This window comes from Pseudomonas sp. G3-19, assembly GCF_054855875.1.
Map to the genome: position 1 here is coordinate 5604328 of NZ_JBMPIQ010000003.1, position 18790 is coordinate 5623117.

Sequence of the window (18790 nt, forward strand, 5' to 3'; positions counted from 1 at the left end):
CGAAAACAAAGCGCGCACTCTAACCGCTGTGCTCTATCGGACGCCAGCCATGGCGCTGAATATCCACACGATTGTTCAGGACGGTGACGCCTTCAGAACGCAATCGTGCCCGTTGTTCGTCCCCCGAGGGGCTGCCCAGTGGCAGACTGATCCGACCGCCGGCACCCAGTACCCGGTGCCACGGCAGTTTGGTATCGCCGGGTAATTGGCTCAGGGTCCGGCCGACCCAGCGGGCGGCGCGCCCCAACCCTGCGAGTTCAGCTAACTGACCATAGCTGACCACCTTGCCCTCAGGCACTTGGGCAAGGGTGGAATAAAGCGCCGTGCGTCGGATTTGCGCTTCGCTTTCCTCGGGATGATTCGGCTCTTTCACCAGCGCGGTTCCTGAACAATAGTCGTATCGATGGGCTCAAGCGTAATCGCTCGTTGGCCAGATGAGAAATGAACTCAATGGAAATCGCTCGGTCAGTCCTTGTCAGGGTCTTATTCCTACGGATAATGCCGACCTTTTTTCGCAAACTTGAGCCCTCGATCCGCTTATGTTGTCCAGAACCCTGCTGTGCCTTGCTGTCTTCAGTGCCTCCACGCCGCTGCTTGCCGATACCGTCTGGTTAAAGAACGGTGACAAGCTGAGCGGTAAGATCTCCGTTTTCGATGGCGGCAAATTGCTGATCCAGACCCAATATGCGGGTGCGGTCAGCATCGACTGGAAAGAGGTCAAGACCCTGCAGAGCGATCAGGAGCTGCTGGTCAAACAGGACGCCTACAACGGTGAAAAAGCCAAGTCGCTGACCGCCGCCGATGACGGCAAGGTCACCCTGGCCAACGGCGAGGCGCCGAAGACCGTCGAGCTGGCGAGCATTCAGCAGATTCTCAAACCGAAACCGGTGGTCGAGGATCTGGTGTGGAAAGGTAATGTAGGCCTGGCGATGGATTATCAACGGGCGGAAAAGGACACCGACGACTACGACATCGACTTCAAGACCACCGCGCGTCATGGCCGCTGGCGGCACACCGCCGAGGGCGAATACAACCGCGAAGTGCAGGACGAGCAGGTCACCACCAATAACTGGCGCGCCGAATACGCACTCGACCGCTTCCTGACTGACAAATGGTTCTGGCAGGGCCGCCTGAACTACAAGCGTGACTACGTTGAAGAGCTGTCGCGTCAGCGTGTGGTCGGTACCGGTCCGGGTTACCAGTTCTGGGACGACGAGCTGGGCGCGTTCTCGCTCGGTTCGCTGCTCAACCGCACCGATTACGAGTACAGCGATGGCGGCAAGGACAACTTCTATTCGGTCGCCATGAAGTGGGATTACAACCGCTACCTGATCGGCAAGAAAGTCGAGTTCTTCACCAACGGCGAGCTGGGCAAGCCGCTGTCTGACGTAGCCAATTACGCGCTGGATGCCGAGATGGGCCTGCGCTACAAGGTCACCGACTGGGCGTCGCTCAACCTCAAGGCCGAACGCGACATCATCAGCGGTACCAAGGATGCAGATTTGAACAAGACCCGCTACACCGCAGGGTTTGGCGTGGCCTGGTAAGGCAAGTCGAAAAAAAAGCAGCCGTGAGGGCTGCTTTTTTTGTGGCCGTTAAAAAACACACGCCCACAAAAAAGCCCCGCTTTGAGGGCGGGGCTCTTTTCTAAAGAAGCTACAAGTTAGATAACTTGTACTTCTTCAGCTTGCATGCCTTTCTGACCGCGGGTAGCGATGAAAGAAACCTGTTGGCCTTCTTTCAGGCTTTTGAAGCCGTCGGATTGGATAGCTTTGAAGTGAACGAACAGGTCGTCACCGGATTGTGGAGTGATGAAGCCGAAGCCTTTTTCATCGTTGAACCACTTAACGGTACCGGTTTGGCGATTAGACATGGTGTAACTCCTTGAACAAAGATAACTGCGACTCAGGAAGAACCCTGGCCGAGACTGAGTGCAAAGAGCAGGAAAAATTCTTGTAGATGGTTGGATCGAAATTCAACATATCGTGTAGAGATTCTCAGTGACACAAGCAACACAGTGGCGCCACCTTAACCCTTTTTCCGGAACGTGCCAATGTTTCTTGCGAAGGTTTCTCTGTTTTAGGGATCGACGGTGTGACGGTTCGTCGCCAGAGCCTGTATTTCCAGGGTGTTCGGCGAGAATTTCAGCGCGGACTTTGAACCCGGCGGCGCGCCCGGTAAGATGCCGGACAGATTTTTTCCACCTCGCTATTCAGGACACCCGCCATGAGCATCAAATCGGACAAGTGGATTCGCCGCATGGCGCAGGAACACGGCATGATCGAGCCTTTCGTCGAGCGCCAGGTGCGCGGCAGCGACGACAGCCGTGTGATTTCCTACGGTGTGTCGAGCTACGGCTACGATGTGCGCTGCACCAACCATTTCAAGGTGTTCACCAACATCAATTCGGCGATCGTCGATCCGAAGAACTTCGATGCCGGCAGCTTTGTCGACATCCACAGCGACGTCTGCATCATCCCGCCGAACTCCTTCGCCCTGGCCAGCACCGTCGAATACTTCCGCATTCCGCGTAATGTATTGACCATCTGCCTGGGTAAAAGCACCTACGCGCGCTGCGGCATCATCGTTAACGTCACCCCGCTCGAGCCTGAGTGGGAAGGCCACGTGACCCTGGAGTTCTCCAACACCACCAACCTGCCGGCGAAAATCTACGCCAACGAGGGCGTGGCGCAGATGCTGTTCCTCGAATCCGACGAGCAATGCGAAGTTTCGTACAAGGATCGCGGCGGCAAATATCAGGGCCAGCGTGGCGTGACCCTGCCGCGTACCTGATCCATCCGGCAGTTCGCGGGAATTCTTTGGCGGGCAGACACTCTATGGGGTGTACTGCCCGTTTTTGCTTCTGGCAAAGCGGGCCTTCGCCGAGGAGGTTGCATGAAGATCGATCCGCATATCACCGCCCAACTGGCAAGGCTTGAGCCCAATCAGGTTGGCGTTTTGGCCTGGTCATTGTTGGCACACCCGGCTTTCCATATGGCAGGCGGCATTCCCGGTCAGCCTGATCCCGACACCCCTAACGAACAACCGACCGAACCCGGCGAGCCGACGCTGCCGGACGAGCCGCCACCCGCGCCAGTGGCCTGAGTCGCTACTCCATGAATGGCCAGTCGGCTGAGGTTTGCCCAAGACCTCAACTGACGGGCCATATTTCGTTGTCGCCGATGACGAAAATCCTGCACTGAGCGTCATTCTCGACCTGATAACCACCGGTAAAGGCACCAAAGGCCGGCAGCAGGCTCAATCGCTCACCCAGTCGAAAACATGCCAGCCGCAAACGCTGCCGCCCCTTGCCGTTGAGCCGATAGACCGGATGCACATGCCCGGCCAGCACATGCCGCTCGGGATGTGGATCCGGTTCGTGTTGCAGGGCAAACGGCCCGAGCAGCAGGGGCTCCGGAACCACGCGGATATTCAGCGCCGCCGGGGGATCCCCGGCACGTTTGTCGTGGTTGCCGCGAATCAGCGTCATCGGCAGATCCGCGTGCCGTGCACGCCACTCGGCCAGGGCATTCAGCGTACCCGTCGCATGCGAACCGGGGCCGTGCAGAAAGTCACCGAGGAAAATCAGCTGCCGACAGGGCAGTCTGGCCAGCAAGCGGTCGAGCACTTCGATATTCGCCGTCGTGGTGCCCTGGGGTACCGGCTGGCCGAGGCTGCGATAGGCCGCGGCTTTGCCGAAATGCACATCGGCGATCAGCAGTGCTTGCTGCGCCGGCCAGTACAGGGCCTTTTCCGGCAGCAGCCAGAGTTCTTCACCGGCCAGGCGCACTGGATACGCTGCACTCATGAGGCTTGACCCTTGTCGGCGGACTTCTCCAGATCGCCGACCATGCGCCGGATGCGGTCAGCGAGTTTTTCCGAACTCATGCTTTCGCGCATGCGCTCCACCAGCAACGGAAAGCCTAGCGGTGTAGGACGTTTGATCAGGTGCATGTCCAGTTTCATCCGGTTGATCCGCTCCAATGTCTGTTCCAGACGACGAATATCCAGTTCTTCCCGTAAGACTTCTTCCCCGGCTTGAGCCAGCAGCAGGTTGTCAGCGTCGTATTGTTTGAACACTTCGAAGAACAATCCGCTGGAAGCCTGTACCTGGCGGGTACTTTTCGGCGCGCCGGGATAGCCGGCGAACACCAGCCCGGCGATCCGCGCGATCTCGCGAAAGCGCCGCAACGCCAGCTCCCCGGCATTGAGGCTGGCCAGCACGTCGCGCAGCAGATGCTCGGGGCTGAGCAGCGCCGCATCGAGTTGCTCGAACCAATCGACCGGCGTGGCGCTGAGCAACTCCAGCCCGTAATCATTCACCGCAATCGAGAACGTCAGTGGCTGGCGCTGACTCACGCGCCAAGCCAACAGGCTGGCGAGCCCCAGATGCACCTGGCGCCCGGCAAACGGATAAAGGAAAAGGTGCCAGCCTTCACGGGATTTCAGCGCTTCGGCCAACAGACTGTCGGAGGTGGGCAGACCCGACCAGTGCGCCTGGGTTTGCAGCAACGGTTGTAGCGCCTGCATTTCCGGGCCGACGAACTCACCCCGCGCTGCTGCAGTAAAGCGGCTGACCACCGCGGCGGCCAGTTCGTTGGAAAGCGGCATCCGCCCGCCATTCCAGCGCGGCACGGCGGCTTTTTTCGCGGTGCTGCGTTTGACGTACGCGGTCATGTTCTCCACCCGCACCAACTCCAGCAGGCGCCCGGCAAACAGAAAGCCATCGCCCGGTTTCAGCCGCGCGATAAAGCCTTCCTCGACACTGCCCAACTGCTTGCCGCCGCCACCCTTGCTCCAGAATTTCAGGTTGATGCTGGCGTCGCTGACGATGGTGCCGATGCTCATGCGATGACGGCGCGCCAATCGCGCATCGGGCACGCGCCAGACGCCGTGTTCATCCGGTTCGACCCGACGGTAATCCGGATAGGCCGTCAGAGAAAGCCCGCCGTGACGTACGAAAGCCAGCGCCCAGGCCCAATCTGCCCGTGTCAGATCACGATAAGCCCAGGCACCACGCACTTCTTCGTACAGCTCTTCGGGAATAAAGCCACCGCCCAGCGCCATGCTGACCAGATGCTGCACCAGCACATCCAGCGGTTTGTGCGGCGACAGACGCGGTTCGATGAGTCGTTGCGCCACGGCGTCGCCTGCGGCAGCGGCTTCGATCAGTTCCAGGCTGTGGGTCGGCACCAGCGTCACTCGCGAGGTGCGCCCCGGCGCGTGACCAGAGCGCCCGGCGCGTTGCATCAGTCGCGCTACGCCTTTGGCCGAGCCGATCTGCAGGACCCGTTCCACCGGTAAAAAGTCCACGCCCAGATCCAGGCTCGAGGTACAGACCACGGCTTTCAGCTTGCCGTCCTTCAACGCTTGCTCAACCCAGTCGCGGGTCTCGCGGGACAGCGAGCTGTGGTGCAACGCGATCAGCCCGGCCCAGTCCGGCCGCGCTTCGAGCAATGCCTGATACCAGATTTCCGACTGTGCCCGGGTGTTGGTGAAGACCAGGCTGCTGGCGCAGGCATCCAGTTCGGCGACCACCTGCGGGAGCATCTTCAGACCGATGTGCCCGGCCCAGGGAAAACGCTCGATGGCCGGTGGGATCAAGGTGTCGACATTGAGTGATTTTTCGCTCTGGCCCTGCACGCTGATCCCGCCGCCCTGTGGGATCAGCACCTGTTCGGCGTGGGCTTGATTACCGAGGGTGGCGGACACGCCCCAGACGATCAGTTCGGATTGCCAATGGCGCAGGCGGGCGAGGGCCAGTTGCAGTTGTACGCCGCGTTTGTTGCCGAGCAGTTCGTGCCATTCATCGACAACGATCATCCGCAGGCTCGACAACGCAGTCCTGGCGTCGGCTCGGGCAAGCAGCAGGGTCAGGCTTTCCGGGGTGGTGATCAGCGTGGTTGGCAGGCGCCGGCCCTGACGCGCACGTTCGGCGCTGCTGGTGTCGCCGGTGCGCAGACCGATGCTCCACGGAATCTGCAAATCGCTGACTGGCGCTTGCAGGGCGCGTGCGGTGTCGGCGGCGAGGGCACGCATCGGCGTGATCCACAGCACGGTCAGTGGTTCGCTCTGGGGTTTGCGTTTGCTGGTTGTGGCTGCGGGGCCGGCTAAACGGGCGAAGCGGTTGAGCGCAGCGAACCACACCGCATAGGTTTTACCGGCGCCGGTACTGGCGTGGAGCAGGCCAGACTGACCTTTTTTAACGGCGGCCCAGACGTTTTTCTGAAAGGCGAACGGCTTCCAGCCGCGTGCGCTGAACCAGAGTTTTGCGAAGTCGGTGGAGGTCGGCATACCGGCGGCGTGCGCTCTGAAGGTGTTCCTTCAGTGACCGCGCCGTTGCGGGACAAGTTTAATTTTGTGCGAGTACATACACCCTTGTGGGAGCGGGCTTGCTCGCGAAAGCGGTGTGCCAGTTAGAACAGTTTTGACTGACACACCGCTTTCGCGAGCAAGCCCGCTCCCACAGGGGAACTGTGGATGAGGTTACTTGAGGTTACCGCTGAGGAACTGCTTCAGCCGTTCGCTGCGCGGATTGCCCAGCACATCTTCCGGCGCGCCTTCTTCTTCCACCAGCCCTTGATGCAGAAACAACACCTGGCTGGAGACCTTGCGGGCGAAGCTCATTTCATGGGTCACCATGATCATCGTCCGACCTTCTTCAGCCAGACCCTGAATCACCCGCAACACCTCACCCACCAGCTCCGGGTCGAGCGCCGAGGTCGGTTCGTCGAACAGCATCACTTCCGGCTCCATCGCCAGCGCCCGGGCAATCGCCACCCGCTGTTGCTGGCCGCCAGAGAGAAACGCCGGGTACTGATCGGCAACCCGCGCCGGCAGGCCCACTTTATCCAGATAACGGCGGGCGCGGTCTTCGGCTTCCTGCTTGCTGCAACCCAGCACCCGGCGCGGGGCCATGGTGATGTTTTCCAGCACGGTCATGTGGCTCCACAGGTTGAAATGCTGGAACACCATGGCCAGTCGCGTGCGCAGGCGTTGCAGTTCATTCGGGTCGGCGACGTGCATGCCGTGGCGGTCGGTGACCATGCGGATCGCCTGGCCATCGAGGCTCATGGCGCCGTCGTTGGGTTGTTCGAGGAAGTTGATGCAGCGCAAAAAGGTGCTTTTACCCGAGCCGCTGGCGCCGATCAGGCTGATCACGTCGCCGGTTTTGGCCTTGAGCGAAACGCCTTTGAGTACCTGATGGTCGCCATAGCTTTTGTGCAGACCTTCAACAGTCAATTTGTACATGGGACAGACATCCTCAAGGCGAAAGTAGGTAGCCGCTGCGATAGGCTTCGGCGCCCGCCACGTGGGCGATCACCATGCCGGCAGTAGCCATGCGCCGCAGCGAGCGGGCGTACAGCAGGCCGGCGGCAGTGCAATGAATGGGGGTGACCCGGTCGTGGATCGGGTCGATGATTTCGGCAATCTGTTGCCCGGCTTGCAGGTATTGTCCGGCCGTAGCGGTGTACACCAGCAAGCCGCCCACCGGCGTGGTCACCGGTTCGACGCCGGCCAACGGCGTGGCGGGGAACGGCAAGGGCGGCTGCGGTTTGGTCTCGCCGACGATCGCATCGAACTGGATCAGGTAATCGATCAAGGCCTGGCAGTCACGACTGGCCATTGGGTGATTGACGTCACCCTGGCCGCGCAATTCCACGGTCACCGAAAAGCTGCCCAGCGGAATCTCGAAGTGTTCGCCAAAGCGCTCCTGCAGTTGCCACCACAACAGGGTGAAGCATTCGTCGAATGACTGGCCGCCGGAATCGGTGGCCAGCAGACTGGCCTGGGCTTCGATGTAACGCGCCAGCGGCTCGACCTGCGGCCACGCTTCGGGCGTGGTGTAGAGATGAACCACGGATTCGAAATCGCAGTGCAGATCCAGCACCATGTCGGCATCGCACGCTAGCCGTTGCAAGGTCAGGCGCTGGGATTGCAGTTGTGTGCCGGGCGTTTGACGGGCGAGGGCGTTGCGCAGGCTGGCGCGGATCAGCTCAAGGTTGCGCTGCGGGTCGTCGCCCAGTTTGCCCTCGATGTCGTTGCCGATTTCTTCGCTGAGGTCGACGAACCAGCGATTGAAATTCTGCCCGCTCTCCATCTCGTACCGGCCCAGCGGCACGTCCATCAGCACTTGTTCGAGGCCGACCGGGTTGGCCACCGGCACCAGCACAATCTGGCTGCGCAGGCGCCCGGCGGCTTCCAGCTCCGCCAGTCGCTGCTTGAGGTGCCAGGCCACGAGCATGCCGGGCATTTCGTCGGCATGCAGCGAGGACTGGATGTAGATCTTGCCTTGGGCCTGCTCCGGGCCGAAGTGGAAGCTGTGGATCTGTCGTGCGGTCCCCGGCACCGGGGCCAACAGGTCATGGATCTGGTGTCGCATTACAGGTTTTCCTAGTGGGTCGGCCCGAGGAATGCCAGCCATCGGCGTTCGGCGAGGCGGAACAGGCCGACCAGCGCGAAGGTGATGGTCAGGTAGATCAGCGCGGCGATGCCGAACGACTGGAAGGTCAGGTAGGTCGCCGAGTTGGCGTCCCGCGCAACTTTCAGGATGTCGGGGATGGTCGCGGTGAAGGCCACGGTGGTCGAGTGCAGCATCAGGATCACTTCGTTGCTGTAATACGGCAACGACCGGCGCAGCGCCGAGGGCATGATCACGTAGGCGTACAGCTTCCAGCCGGTCAGGCCGTAGGCCTTGGCCGCTTCGACTTCGCCATGGTTCATGCTGCGGATCGCCCCGGCGAAAATCTCCGTGGTGTAGGCGCAGGTGTTGAGGGCGAACGCGAGGATCGTGCAATTCATCGCATCGCGAAAGAAACTGTCGAGCAACGGCTGCGCGCGCACGGCGGCCAGGCTGTAGATCCCGGTGTAGCAGATCAGCAACTGGATGTAGAGCGGCGTGCCACGGAACAGGTAGGTGTAGAACTGCACCGGCCAGCGCACATAGAAATGCGAAGACACACGGGCGATCGACAACGGGATCGATACCAGAAAACCGATGAAAATCGAGGCGCTGAGCAGCCACAGGGTCATCGCCAGACCGGTGATGTTGGTGCCGTCGGTATAAAGGAAGGGTTTCCAGTATTCCTGCAGGAGTTCGATCATCGTACGGCCTCCCGGGCACCGGCGGCGTAACGGCGCTCGAGCCAGCGCAGGATGACGTTGGATGCACTGGTGATCAGCAGATAGATCAAGGCGGCGAGTACCAGGAAGTAGAACAGTTGATAGGTGCTTTTACCTGCGTCCTGCGCGGCTTTGACCAGATCGGCCAGGCCGATGATCGACACCAGCGCGGTGGCCTTGAGCATCACCATCCAGTTGTTGCCGATGCCCGGCAGGGCGAAGCGCATCATTTGCGGGAACACCACGAAGCGAAAACGCTGGCCGCGCTTGAGGCCATAAGCGGTGGCCGCTTCGACCTGACCGCGTGGTACGGCGAGGATCGCCCCACGGAAGGTTTCGGTGAAATACGCGCCATAGATGAAGCCCAGGGTGATCACCCCGGCGGTAAAGGAGTCGATTTCGATGTAGTCCCACTCCATGACGTCGGTCAGGGCTGTCAGCCAGGTTTGCAGGCTGTAGAAAATCAACAGCATCAGCACCAGATCCGGCACCCCGCGAATCAGCGTGGTGTAGAGCTGGGCAGGCAGGCGCAACAGTTTGGATTTCGACAGTTTGGCACTGGCGCCCAAGAGACCGAGCAACACGGCCACCAGCAGCGACAACGCCGACAATTTGATGGTCATCCAGGTGCCTTCCAACAGCAACGGACCAAAGCCCTTGAGGCTGAAGGCGGAGAGCCCCAGATTTTGTAGGAGGTTTTCGAACATAAATCAGCAACCTGAGCGGATGGAAAAGGCGCCCATCGAGTGATGGGCGCCAGGGCATTATTTACCGCTGTACAGATTCAGATCGCCAAAGTGTTTCTTTTGAATCTCGGCGTATTTGCCGTCATCGTGTAACGCTTTGATACCTTTATCTAAAAGCGCCTTCAGCTCTTTGTTACCTTTCTTAATACCGACAGCGGTTTTGGCTGGCAGTAATTCGCTATCGACCGGCTTGCTGACTTCGTAGTTGGCGCCATCCGGCGACTTCAAAAAGCCCAGTTCGGCTTGCAGCATGTCCTGGATCGAGGCGTCGAGACGGCCGTTTTTCAGGTCGGCGTAGACCTGATCCTGGTTGGCGTACGCCTGGATTTTCACCCCGGCCTTCTCCAATACGGCCTTGGCGTAGGCTTCCTGGATGGTGCCTTGCTCGTAACCGACGGACTTGCCCTTGAGGGAAGCGACGTCATCGCTCAGGCCGGAACCCTTCTTGAACACGTAGGAAGTCGGGCCGGAGAACAGCTCGCTGGAGAAGTCGATCGCCTTTTCACGGGCCGGGGTCACAGTCATCGACGAGATCACACCGTCGAATTTGTTGGCGTTGAGGCCCGGAATCATGCCGTCGAAGTCACTTTCAACCCATTTGCACTTGACCTTCAGCTCGGCGCAGATCGCGTTGCCCAGGTCGATGTCGAAGCCCACCAGGCTGCCGTCGGCCGCTTTCGACTCGAACGGTGCGTAGGAAGGATCAACGCCAAAACGCAGCTCTTTGTATTCCTTGGCCAGCGCGGAGCCGGCAGCCATGCACAACGCCAGTGCAGAAAGGGTCAGCAATGCTTTTTTCATTATTCAATCCCTAAGAACCAATATGAGCGCTTGTGGCGCAGAATTATTGTTACTGGAACGCGTACGACCTATAGAAAGTAGCAATTTCCGAACCAGAGTCCCGAACAAGTGTTTTAAAAGGTTGGGGGAGGGAGGAGGGAGAGGGATTGGTGCACGGGAATGGGCGGCTGTTGAAGGCTGCACCAACTTGGGTCGATGCAGGTATTTTTTAAGTGATTCAGAATACTTGTAGCGAGGGGATTTATCCCCGATCGGCTGCGCAGCAGTCGCAAATCCGATACACGCGGTCTACTGAAGGAAGCTGAGGGGCCGCTTCGCAGCCCATCGGGGATAAATCCCCTCACCACAAGATCTCCTCACCAGAAAATCCACTCACTACAGGATGTTCATTCAGGATGATTGGAGGTTTGTCCCCGGAAACCGGGTCAGGCCAGCAAATCCTGCAACGTTGCCAGGCTATCGGCCTCATCCACCGTCTTGTCCTGCCGCCAGCGCAGCATCCTTGGAAAACGCACGGCGATCCCGCTCTTGTGCCGCCGCGATAGGGCGATGCCTTCGAAACCCAGTTCGAACACCAGACTCGGCTTGACGCTGCTGACCGGGCCGAACTTTTCCACGGTGGTCTTGCGCACGATGCTGTCGACCTGGCGCATCTCCTCGTCGGTCAGCCCCGAATAGGCCTTGGCAAACGGCACCAGCGCTCGCTGACTGGACTCGGGCGGGCCGTCCCACACGGCGAAGGTGTAATCGCTGTACAGACTGGCGCGCCGGCCATGTCCGCGCTGGGCATAGATCAACACCGCATCGACGCTGAACGGATCGACCTTCCACTTCCACCACACGCCCATGTCCTTGGTCCGGCCTACGCCATACAGGGCGTCGCGGGCCTTGAGCATCATGCCCTCGACACCGAGGCGCCGTGAGGCTTCGCGCTGCTGGGCGAGGTCGAACCAGTCACTGCCAGTGAGAATCGGCGAGGCCAGTAACACCGGGTTGTTACCGTGAGCGATGACCTGCTCCAGTTGCGCGCGTCGTTCGGCCTGCGGACGATTGCGCCAGTCTTCGCCTTGCCACTCCAGCAAATCGTAGGCAAGCACCACCACCGGCACTTCTTCGAGGATTTTCTTGTCGAGGGTTTTGCGCCCGATGCGCTGCTGCAGCAGCGCGAACGGTTGCACCGCCGGCGGTGCGCTCGATTGCGGATCGAAGGCGTCTGCGGTGCTCGGATGGGTGCTTTTCCAGACCACGATTTCGCCGTCGATTACCGTGCCGTCGGGTAACGCGTGGACCAGTGTGTCGAATTCGGGGAAACGCTCGGTCACCAGTTCCTCACCCCGCGACCAGACCCACAACCGACCCTCGCGCTTGACCACCTGCGCGCGGATGCCATCCCACTTCCATTCCACTTGCCAGTTGCTCGCCGGCCCCAGCAGCGCTTCAAATTCCTCGACCGGTTGCGACAAGGCATGCGCGAGGAAAAACGGGTAGGGCTGGCCGCCACGTTGCGCATGTTCGTCGGCGGATTCCGGCGCGATCAGTTTCAGGTAGCTGGTCGCGTTCGGCCGGTTCGACAGGTCGGTGTACCCCACCAGGCGCTGCGCCACGCGTTTGCTGTCGAGGCCGGCCATCGACGCCAGAGCGCGGGTGACCAGCAGTTTCGACACGCCGACGCGGAAACTGCCGGTGATCAGCTTGATGCACAGCATCAGGCTCGGCCGATCCAGTTGCGCCCACAGCGCGGGCAGGTGACGGGCGAGGTACTCCGGGGTTTCACCGCGCAGCGGCAGCAGCTTGTCTTCAATCCATTCGGCAAGGCCGGTCTCGGAGCTGTGCGAATTTTCCGGGAGCACCAGGGAAATGGTTTCCGCCAGATCGCCAACGGATTGATAGCTTTCCTCGAACAGCCACGGTTGCAATCCCGAGACTTCCACTGCCAGTTCGCGCAGGATGCGCACCGGCACCAGTTGCCGCGGGCGTCCACCAGACAGAAAGTACACCGCCCACGCCGCGTCCTGCGGTGCTGCTTGAGCGAAGTAGGTTTGCATCGCCGCCAGTTTGGCATTGCTTGACGTGGTGGCGTCGAGTTCGGCGTACAACTCGGCGAACGCTTTCATGCTTGCACCTCGGCGATGGCAGGTTCGGTGTCGATGTTTTCTTCCTCATCGTCGCCGTATTCGGTGTTGAAACCCTGCGCGTCCAGGCCTTGTTCGCGCAGATGCCGGACCAGCACGCCGATCGAACCGTGGGTCACCATCACGCGCTCGGCGCCGGTCTGTTCGATGGCCCAGAGCAGGCCGGGCCAGTCGGCGTGATCCGAGAGCACGAAACCGCGATCCACACCGCGCCGCCGGCGGGTGCCACGCAGGCGCATCCAGCCGCTGGCGAAGGCGTCGCTGTAGTCACCGAACCGGCGCATCCAGGTGCTGCCGCCCGCCGAGGGCGGGGCGATCACCAGCGCCTGACGCATGATCGGGTCGGATTTTTTGATGTCGCCGGCGTAGATCGTCGGCGGCAGGTACACGCCGGCCTCGCGGTAGACCCGGTTCAGTGGCTCGACCGCACCGTGACTGAGGATCGGGCCGAGGCTGGCGTCGATGCCGTGCAGGATCCGCTGAGCCTTGCCGAACGAATAACAGAACAGCACGCTGGCCTTGCCGGCGGCGATGTTCGCCTGCCACCACTGGTTGATCTCGTTGAATACCTGCGCCTGTGGTTGCCAGCGGTAGATCGGCAGGCCGAAAGTCGATTCGGTGATGAAGGTGTGGCAGCGCACCGGTTCGAACGGCGCACAGGTGCCGTCGGGTTCGATCTTGTAATCGCCGGACGCGACCCAGACTTCGCCGCCGTATTCCAGACGCACCTGGGCCGAACCGAGCACATGCCCGGCGGGATGGAAACTCAAGGTCACGCCGTGATGGGTCAGCCGCTGGCCGTAGGCGAGGGTTTGCAGGTTGATGTCCTGACCCAGACGCGCACGCAAAATCCCTTCGCTGGCGCTGCTGGCAAGGTAGTGCTGATTGCCGTTACGGGCGTGATCGCCGTGGGCATGGGTGATCACCGAGCGCTCGACCGGGCGCCACGGATCAATGTAGAAATCCCCGGCAGGGCAATACAAACCTTCGGGGCGGGCGATAACAAGGTCCATGTCGTTACCAGAATGGGGGGCTTGTTAGCTATGAGGTTGGCGCGAGTCCGGAAGTTCTATCGATTTTCAAAGCTCCCTCACCCCAGCCCTCTCCCGGAGGGAGAGGGAGCCGACCGAGGTGTGTGGCGAGCTACATCGACCTGAAAGTCCGCGTCGATTATGGATTCGGCGCGACGGTTCAGGTCGGTGTATTGCGAAAGAACAACTCCGTCGGTCCCCTCTCCCTTGGGAGAGGGTTAGGGTGAGGGGCTTTTGATCTGTGCCTTACTTGCCCGGTGTGAGGGTCAAACGCGTCTTGCCATACACCCGGTCAAAGTTCTGCGGCTGCATCGGCAAGCCGATGTACTGACCCTTGAGCCACGCATCGATGCCGTTGAGGTAGTTCGGGCTGGCCGGGTTACCGGACTGGCCGGTGCCGTTCTGCCCCATCAGCGGCTCAGCCTGGCTGAAGTCGACGATGAAACGCATCGACGGCGCACGCGTGGTGTTGAAGTCCTGACCCCAGGCAAACGCCGCGGTATTGAGCGTGGTGTGATCGCCGCCGGCTGCCAGCGGGCCGCGAACGGTCTGGCCGTTGGCGTTTTTCCACGTGTAGCTGTGCAGTTTGCCCCACTGCCAGGCCTTGTGATCGCCACCCAACTGACTGTCGCCAGCGTTGATCGCGGCGGCCAGACTGCGCGCCAGAATCACGGCTTTGTCTTCTTTCTGCGGGGTACGCAAGTCATCCCAGAACGGGCTGTCTTCGCGCCCGAGCAGGTGATCGGCCTGCGCCGCGTAGGACAAGTCGCCATTGGCAACAAAGGCTTTCCACGCCGGACTCGACTCGGGGCCGAGCTCATCGAGGAAGATCTGCTTCATGCTTTCTTGCAGGAACAGTTCATAGATCGCCGCATCCGCCGAGGTCGGGCTGAGCTTGCCGTCAAACGCCATCAATCGGGTGAACGCCTCGCGCGCCTTGTTGCGATCGGCTTCCGGCAGGGCGTCGATCGCCTGTTTCAGCGGCTGCTTCATGCCCGGCGCTTCAAACATTTTCTTCAGCTTGGCAGCGAAGGTGGTGGTCTGGTCGTACTGCATGGCGATCACGCTGCGACCGTCCTGTTTGCCGCTGTTGGCCAGTTCCGCCAAGCGCTCACCGCGCTCCGGCGCCGCCCACGAGTTGGACAACTGCATGCCGTAGCCGTGAGGAATGACCCGCTGGTTGGCGGTGCCGAGCCAGCCCTGGGTCGGATCCTGATCGTACGGGTGCAACATCGGGTCGGCGTAACCGTCCCAGTCATAACGACCTTCCCAGCCCGGCGATGGCAGCAGGCCTTCGCCTTCGCGCCGGTTGGGGAAACGCCCGGTGACCTGCCAGCCGATGTTGCTGGCGTCGGCGAATACCATGTTCAGGGCGATGGCGCGGATCTCGCGGCTGGCGTCTGACGCGCGTTCAACGTTCTGCGCACGGGTCAGGTCAAAAAATGCGTCCAGCGATTTGTCGTCGGTGAAGCTCGGGGTTTGCAGGGCCAGACCAAAACCGTTGCCCTGTACGGCCTGAGCACTGTTGAGCAGCGCGCCGTGGCGGGTTTCGTACACCGCTTCGCGAATCGGCCGCTGGCCTTTGACGAAATAGGTTTCGTTGCGCACGCCCAGCGGTAGCCACTTGCCGTTGACCTCATAGGTCAGGCTGTTGCCCTGACGGCGGATTTTTTCCAGGAACAGGTCCTGATTGTCGCCGAGCACGCTGGTGGCGCTCCACGCGACTTTGCCGTTGAAACCGCCGAGGATCATCGGCAGACCGGCAACGGTGACACCGGCAGCCTGATATTTCGGCGCGCGGATCTGCACGAAGGTCCACAGCGACGGTGCCGCCAGTGGGCCATGACTGTCGCTGGCGAGAATGCTCTTGCCGCTGCGGCTGCGTTGCGGGGCAATGGCCCAGTTGTTCGAGGTGCTGGCGCCCAGCAGATTCATCGCTGCCAACTGCTGGCTGGCGTTGCTCAGCTCGGTGAGACCGGGGATCTGCCCGTTGAGCTTGAGGCCTTGCAGCTTGTCGGCCTCGGCCAGTGGCAGATTTTCATCGGGTGCGGACGGGGTCAGCCAGGCGAGTTTGTCGCTGGTCACGGTTTGCGCCAGCACCAGGGATGAGATCTCTTCCGGCAGGTTGGCCGACTGGCTGAAGTTCAGCAACGCGAACATCAGCGCCGAATCTTCCGGTTTCCAGTATTCCGGCTTGTAGCCGCTGGCGGCGAGATCGCCCGGCAGTTTGTCGGCGTAGCGGAACAGGTAGGCGTTGACGCCCCGCGCATAGACTTCGAAGAAACGCTTGAGGCGTGGCGACGAGGCCTTGTACAGCTCGTCGGCGCTTTTCTTCAGGTTGACCGCGCGCATGTAGCGGTCGGCGTCGAGCATCGAGGCGCCGGACATTTCCGCCAGACGCCCCTGGGCCAACAGGCGCAGGGTGACCATCTGGTTGATGCGGTCGCTGGCATGCACGTAACCGAGGGTGAACAGTGCGTCGTGGAAGCTGTTGCTTTCGATCAACGGCATGCCCATGGCATTGCGTCGCACCGAAACGTTCTGCGCCAGACCCTTGAGCGGTTGCACGCCGGAGGTGGGCGGGAGGGTGTCCTGCGCGTTCCAGGTCTGGCAACCGGACAGGCTCAAGACACCGGTCACTGCTGCGGCAACGCCGAACCGGGGAAGAAAATGTGTAAGGGCTGGCGAGGCCATGGCAAAGCTCCTGCGGGGGTGTAGAGGCTGGGGGCGCAATAAAGCCGCTACGTTAGTGAGCAGGAGATGGCCGCGCAAGCGGGGGACAAACTTATTTGTGAGGTGTGACAGAACCTGTGGTGAGGGGATTTATCCCCGATGGGCAGCGCAGCAGCCCCAAACCTGCCATCTCGGTGGGTCAGCTCTGTCTCGGTTGCAGGAATTAGGGCCGCTTTGCTGCCCATCGGGGATAAATCCCCTCACCACAAAGCGCTTCAATCTGCCGTGTTCGATAGCTTGCTTAATAAGTGGCGGTGATGCTGAACTGCGGAGCTCACTGACCCCGCATGAGAAAAAAACGCCATGGAGCTCAAGGCCAACGCTGCACTGATCATCATCGACCAGCAACAAGGCATTCTGCAGCCGCGACTGGGTAGGCGGAATAATCCACAGGCCGAAGAACGCATGCTCGATTTACTGAGGGCGTGGCGCAGTAGCGGGCGGCCGGTGATTCATGTGCAGCATCTGTCGCGTGAACCGGATTCGGTGTTCTGGCCCGGGCAGTCAGGGGTGGAATTTCAGCAGCGATTCATGCCGCAGGACGGTGAATGGCTGATCCGGAAACAGGTACCGGATGCGTTTTGTGCCACGGGGCTGGAAGCGCAGCTGCATGAGGCGGGGATCGGGCAATTGATCATTGTTGGTGTAGCGACCAACAACTCGGTGGAATCCACAGCGCGCACGGCGGGCAATCTGGGGTTTGAGGCGTGGGTGGCGGAGGATGCGTGTTTCACCTTCGACAAGGCCGATTATTTCGGCACACCGCGTTCAGCCGAAGAAGTGCACGGGATGTCGCTGGGGAATGTGCACGGGGAGTATGCGACGGTGGTCAGCGCTGCGCAGATTCTGGCGGCTGTCTGAACATTTTGGGGTGAATGTACCGGCACATTCGCGAGCAAGCCCGCTCCCACAGTCGACTGCGTTCAGTCAGCGGGAACGCGGTCAACTGTGGGAGCGGGCTTGCTCGCGAAGGCGGCTTGTCAGGCGAAGAAAGACTTCACCTGAAGCATCAAGCGCCGTGGCACTTCTTGAATTTCTTGCCGTTGCCGCATGGGCAAGGGTCGTTGCGGCCGACGTCTTTCAGGGCGTTGCGCACCGGTTCCTGGTGGGCGTGGCCGCAGTTCGGGCCGTGGACATGGCCATGATCGTGATCGTGATGATGGTCATGATCGTGGTTGCAGTCAGGGCCATGGACATGAGGTTGCTGAGTCATCGGTTGTGCTCCGGAATTAAATCGGCGGGGATTATCACGCCATTGCGCTCCAGGTGCACGTAGTGGGCGATGAATAAACCGGTTTCCATCTCACCCTGCAATCGATAGGGCACCTGCTGGTGCTGACTTTTCAGCATTTTCACCACGTCCTTGACCCGCGGCCACAAGTTGGTGCGGATCGGTATCCGATAGAACGCGCTGCTTTTCGGCCCTACCGTGATCCAGTGTTCATGCTCCCCTTCGGCCAGCAACAGGTCTGCCAGATGAATGCGATATTCCATGCCGCGCACCGTCAGGTCGCTGTCGTTGGGGTTGTCGATGCGAAAGTGCAGGATGAATTTCTGTTCGAGCAGCTTGGCCCGCACCACCTCGACTTTTACCAGATGCACGGCGGGGTCGACGCTGTCGTCGCTGAACCATGAGGCGCAACCGCCGAGGTTCAGGATCAGCATCAATAACAAGCCATGCAGTGTGCGACAGTGACCGAGCATCGAAAAAACTCCCTTTGTGCCCCAGTCTAGTCGGCACTTCCCTTTATGCGCCGAAATACCCCGCACAGCACTTCTTGAACTTCTGCCCGCTGGCACACGGGCACGCGTCATTGCGCCCCAGCTTCAACTGCACGGTCGGGTCGATGAAGTACCAGCGCCCGGCGTTTTGCACGAACGAGGAGCGCTCGCGGTGGCTGTGTTCGCCCTGGCTGTCGTGCCAGCGCGCGGTAAAGGTGACGAAGGCATGCTCGGGTTGGCCGCCGAACACTTCCGAGCTTTCGACCTCAAGGCCGAGCCAGGTGCTCTGCGCGCTCCAGGCGCTGATCGACTGGCGATCCAGACCGGCCTGCTGGGCGGGCAGGGTGGTGGCCACCAGATAATCGATCAGCCCCAGCACGTAGGCGCTGTAGCGCGAACGCATCAGCGCTTCGGCGCAAGGCGCCGGGTGGCCTTCGTGATAGTGGCCGCAGCAGGCCTCCAGCAGGTTGCCGCTGCCGCACGGGCAAATGGCTGTACTCAT

Annotated in this window: 19 protein-coding genes; 4 read left to right on the forward strand and 15 right to left on the reverse strand. The window is 60.8% G+C overall.

Annotation, left to right across the window (positions count from 1 at the left end; all coding sequences use genetic code 11):
- Window positions 1-19: 19 nt before the first annotated feature.
- Entirely contained in the window at window positions 20-373 is a 354-nt protein-coding gene (locus ACOYXI_RS25515; protein WP_098967536.1) for an MGMT family protein, read from the reverse strand.
- Between the two features lie 166 nt (window positions 374-539).
- Between ACOYXI_RS25515 and ACOYXI_RS25520 the strand changes: the two genes are divergently transcribed.
- On the forward strand, window positions 540-1547 hold the full coding sequence (locus ACOYXI_RS25520; protein ID WP_134785576.1) for a DUF481 domain-containing protein: 1008 nt from the start codon (window positions 540-542) through the stop codon (window positions 1545-1547).
- A gap of 116 nt (window positions 1548-1663) precedes the next feature.
- On the opposite strand, the gene ACOYXI_RS25525 is transcribed toward ACOYXI_RS25520, so the two are convergent.
- Window positions 1664-1873: a cold-shock protein gene (locus ACOYXI_RS25525; protein ID WP_002554837.1), complete on the reverse strand. Its 210-nt coding sequence runs from the start codon at window positions 1871-1873 to the stop codon at window positions 1664-1666.
- 353 nt (window positions 1874-2226) lie between these two features.
- Here ACOYXI_RS25525 and dcd point away from each other — a divergent pair, with 353 nt between their 5' ends.
- Together dcd and ACOYXI_RS25535 are read left to right on the forward strand one after the other, a co-directional pair.
- The gene (dcd, locus tag ACOYXI_RS25530) at window positions 2227-2793 is read left to right on the forward strand and encodes a dCTP deaminase (RefSeq protein WP_003222308.1); all 567 of its coding nucleotides are present in this window, start codon (window positions 2227-2229) and stop codon (window positions 2791-2793) included.
- 102 nt (window positions 2794-2895) lie between these two features.
- On the forward strand, window positions 2896-3105 hold the full coding sequence (locus tag ACOYXI_RS25535) for a hypothetical protein (RefSeq protein WP_027614346.1): 210 nt from the start codon (window positions 2896-2898) through the stop codon (window positions 3103-3105).
- Window positions 3106-3151: 46 nt separating this feature from the next.
- On the opposite strand, the gene pdeM is transcribed toward ACOYXI_RS25535, so the two are convergent.
- From pdeM to ACOYXI_RS25585, 10 genes are all read right to left on the reverse strand, one after another.
- Window positions 3152-3808: a ligase-associated DNA damage response endonuclease PdeM gene (gene pdeM, locus ACOYXI_RS25540; RefSeq protein ID WP_461675439.1), complete on the reverse strand. Its 657-nt coding sequence runs from the start codon at window positions 3806-3808 to the stop codon at window positions 3152-3154.
- Complete coding sequence (locus ACOYXI_RS25545; protein ID WP_461675440.1) at window positions 3805-6294, reverse strand: ligase-associated DNA damage response DEXH box helicase; 2490 nt, start codon at window positions 6292-6294, stop codon at window positions 3805-3807. Before ACOYXI_RS25545 ends, pdeM begins: the two co-directional genes overlap by 4 nt.
- Window positions 6295-6486: 192 nt before the next feature.
- On the reverse strand, window positions 6487-7251 hold the full coding sequence (locus ACOYXI_RS25550) for an ABC transporter ATP-binding protein (protein WP_123586990.1): 765 nt from the start codon (window positions 7249-7251) through the stop codon (window positions 6487-6489).
- 13 nt (window positions 7252-7264) lie between these two features.
- Window positions 7265-8383, reverse strand: coding sequence for a succinylglutamate desuccinylase/aspartoacylase family protein (locus ACOYXI_RS25555; protein WP_097086538.1), 1119 nt, complete (start codon window positions 8381-8383; stop codon window positions 7265-7267).
- A gap of 11 nt (window positions 8384-8394) precedes the next feature.
- On the reverse strand, window positions 8395-9105 hold the full coding sequence (locus ACOYXI_RS25560) for an ABC transporter permease (protein WP_097086541.1): 711 nt from the start codon (window positions 9103-9105) through the stop codon (window positions 8395-8397).
- Window positions 9102-9830: an ABC transporter permease gene (locus ACOYXI_RS25565; protein ID WP_003222319.1), complete on the reverse strand. Its 729-nt coding sequence runs from the start codon at window positions 9828-9830 to the stop codon at window positions 9102-9104. The genes ACOYXI_RS25560 and ACOYXI_RS25565 overlap by 4 nt, the downstream gene beginning before the upstream one ends.
- Before the next feature lie 57 nt (window positions 9831-9887).
- Window positions 9888-10670, reverse strand: coding sequence for a transporter substrate-binding domain-containing protein (locus tag ACOYXI_RS25570; protein WP_003222321.1), 783 nt, complete (start codon window positions 10668-10670; stop codon window positions 9888-9890).
- Window positions 10671-11095: 425 nt separating this feature from the next.
- The gene (locus ACOYXI_RS25575; RefSeq protein ID WP_461675441.1) at window positions 11096-12784 is read right to left on the reverse strand and encodes an ATP-dependent DNA ligase; all 1689 of its coding nucleotides are present in this window, start codon (window positions 12782-12784) and stop codon (window positions 11096-11098) included.
- Window positions 12781-13815, reverse strand: coding sequence for a ligase-associated DNA damage response exonuclease (locus ACOYXI_RS25580; RefSeq protein WP_461675442.1), 1035 nt, complete (start codon window positions 13813-13815; stop codon window positions 12781-12783). Before ACOYXI_RS25580 ends, ACOYXI_RS25575 begins: the two co-directional genes overlap by 4 nt.
- Window positions 13816-14079: 264 nt before the next feature.
- Entirely contained in the window at window positions 14080-16527 is a 2448-nt protein-coding gene (locus ACOYXI_RS25585; RefSeq protein WP_461675443.1) for a penicillin acylase family protein, read from the reverse strand.
- A gap of 342 nt (window positions 16528-16869) precedes the next feature.
- Here ACOYXI_RS25585 and ACOYXI_RS25590 point away from each other — a divergent pair, with 342 nt between their 5' ends.
- Window positions 16870-17427 carry a cysteine hydrolase family protein gene (locus ACOYXI_RS25590; RefSeq protein WP_098967545.1) on the forward strand — a complete coding sequence of 186 codons (558 nt, stop codon included), beginning with the start codon at window positions 16870-16872 and terminating at the stop codon, window positions 17425-17427.
- A 148-nt stretch (window positions 17428-17575) separates the two neighbouring features.
- Here the strand turns inward: ACOYXI_RS25590 and ACOYXI_RS25595 are convergent, their stop codons facing one another.
- From ACOYXI_RS25595 to ACOYXI_RS25605, 3 genes are read right to left on the reverse strand one after another with little or no spacing between them, the layout of a single operon-like run.
- On the reverse strand, window positions 17576-17779 hold the full coding sequence (locus tag ACOYXI_RS25595; protein WP_003198420.1) for an SEC-C metal-binding domain-containing protein: 204 nt from the start codon (window positions 17777-17779) through the stop codon (window positions 17576-17578).
- Window positions 17776-18270, reverse strand: coding sequence for an LEA/WHy family protein (locus tag ACOYXI_RS25600; protein WP_027614355.1), 495 nt, complete (start codon window positions 18268-18270; stop codon window positions 17776-17778). The genes ACOYXI_RS25595 and ACOYXI_RS25600 overlap by 4 nt, the downstream gene beginning before the upstream one ends.
- A gap of 43 nt (window positions 18271-18313) precedes the next feature.
- Window positions 18314-18790: a YchJ family protein gene (locus ACOYXI_RS25605; RefSeq protein ID WP_027614356.1), complete on the reverse strand. Its 477-nt coding sequence runs from the start codon at window positions 18788-18790 to the stop codon at window positions 18314-18316.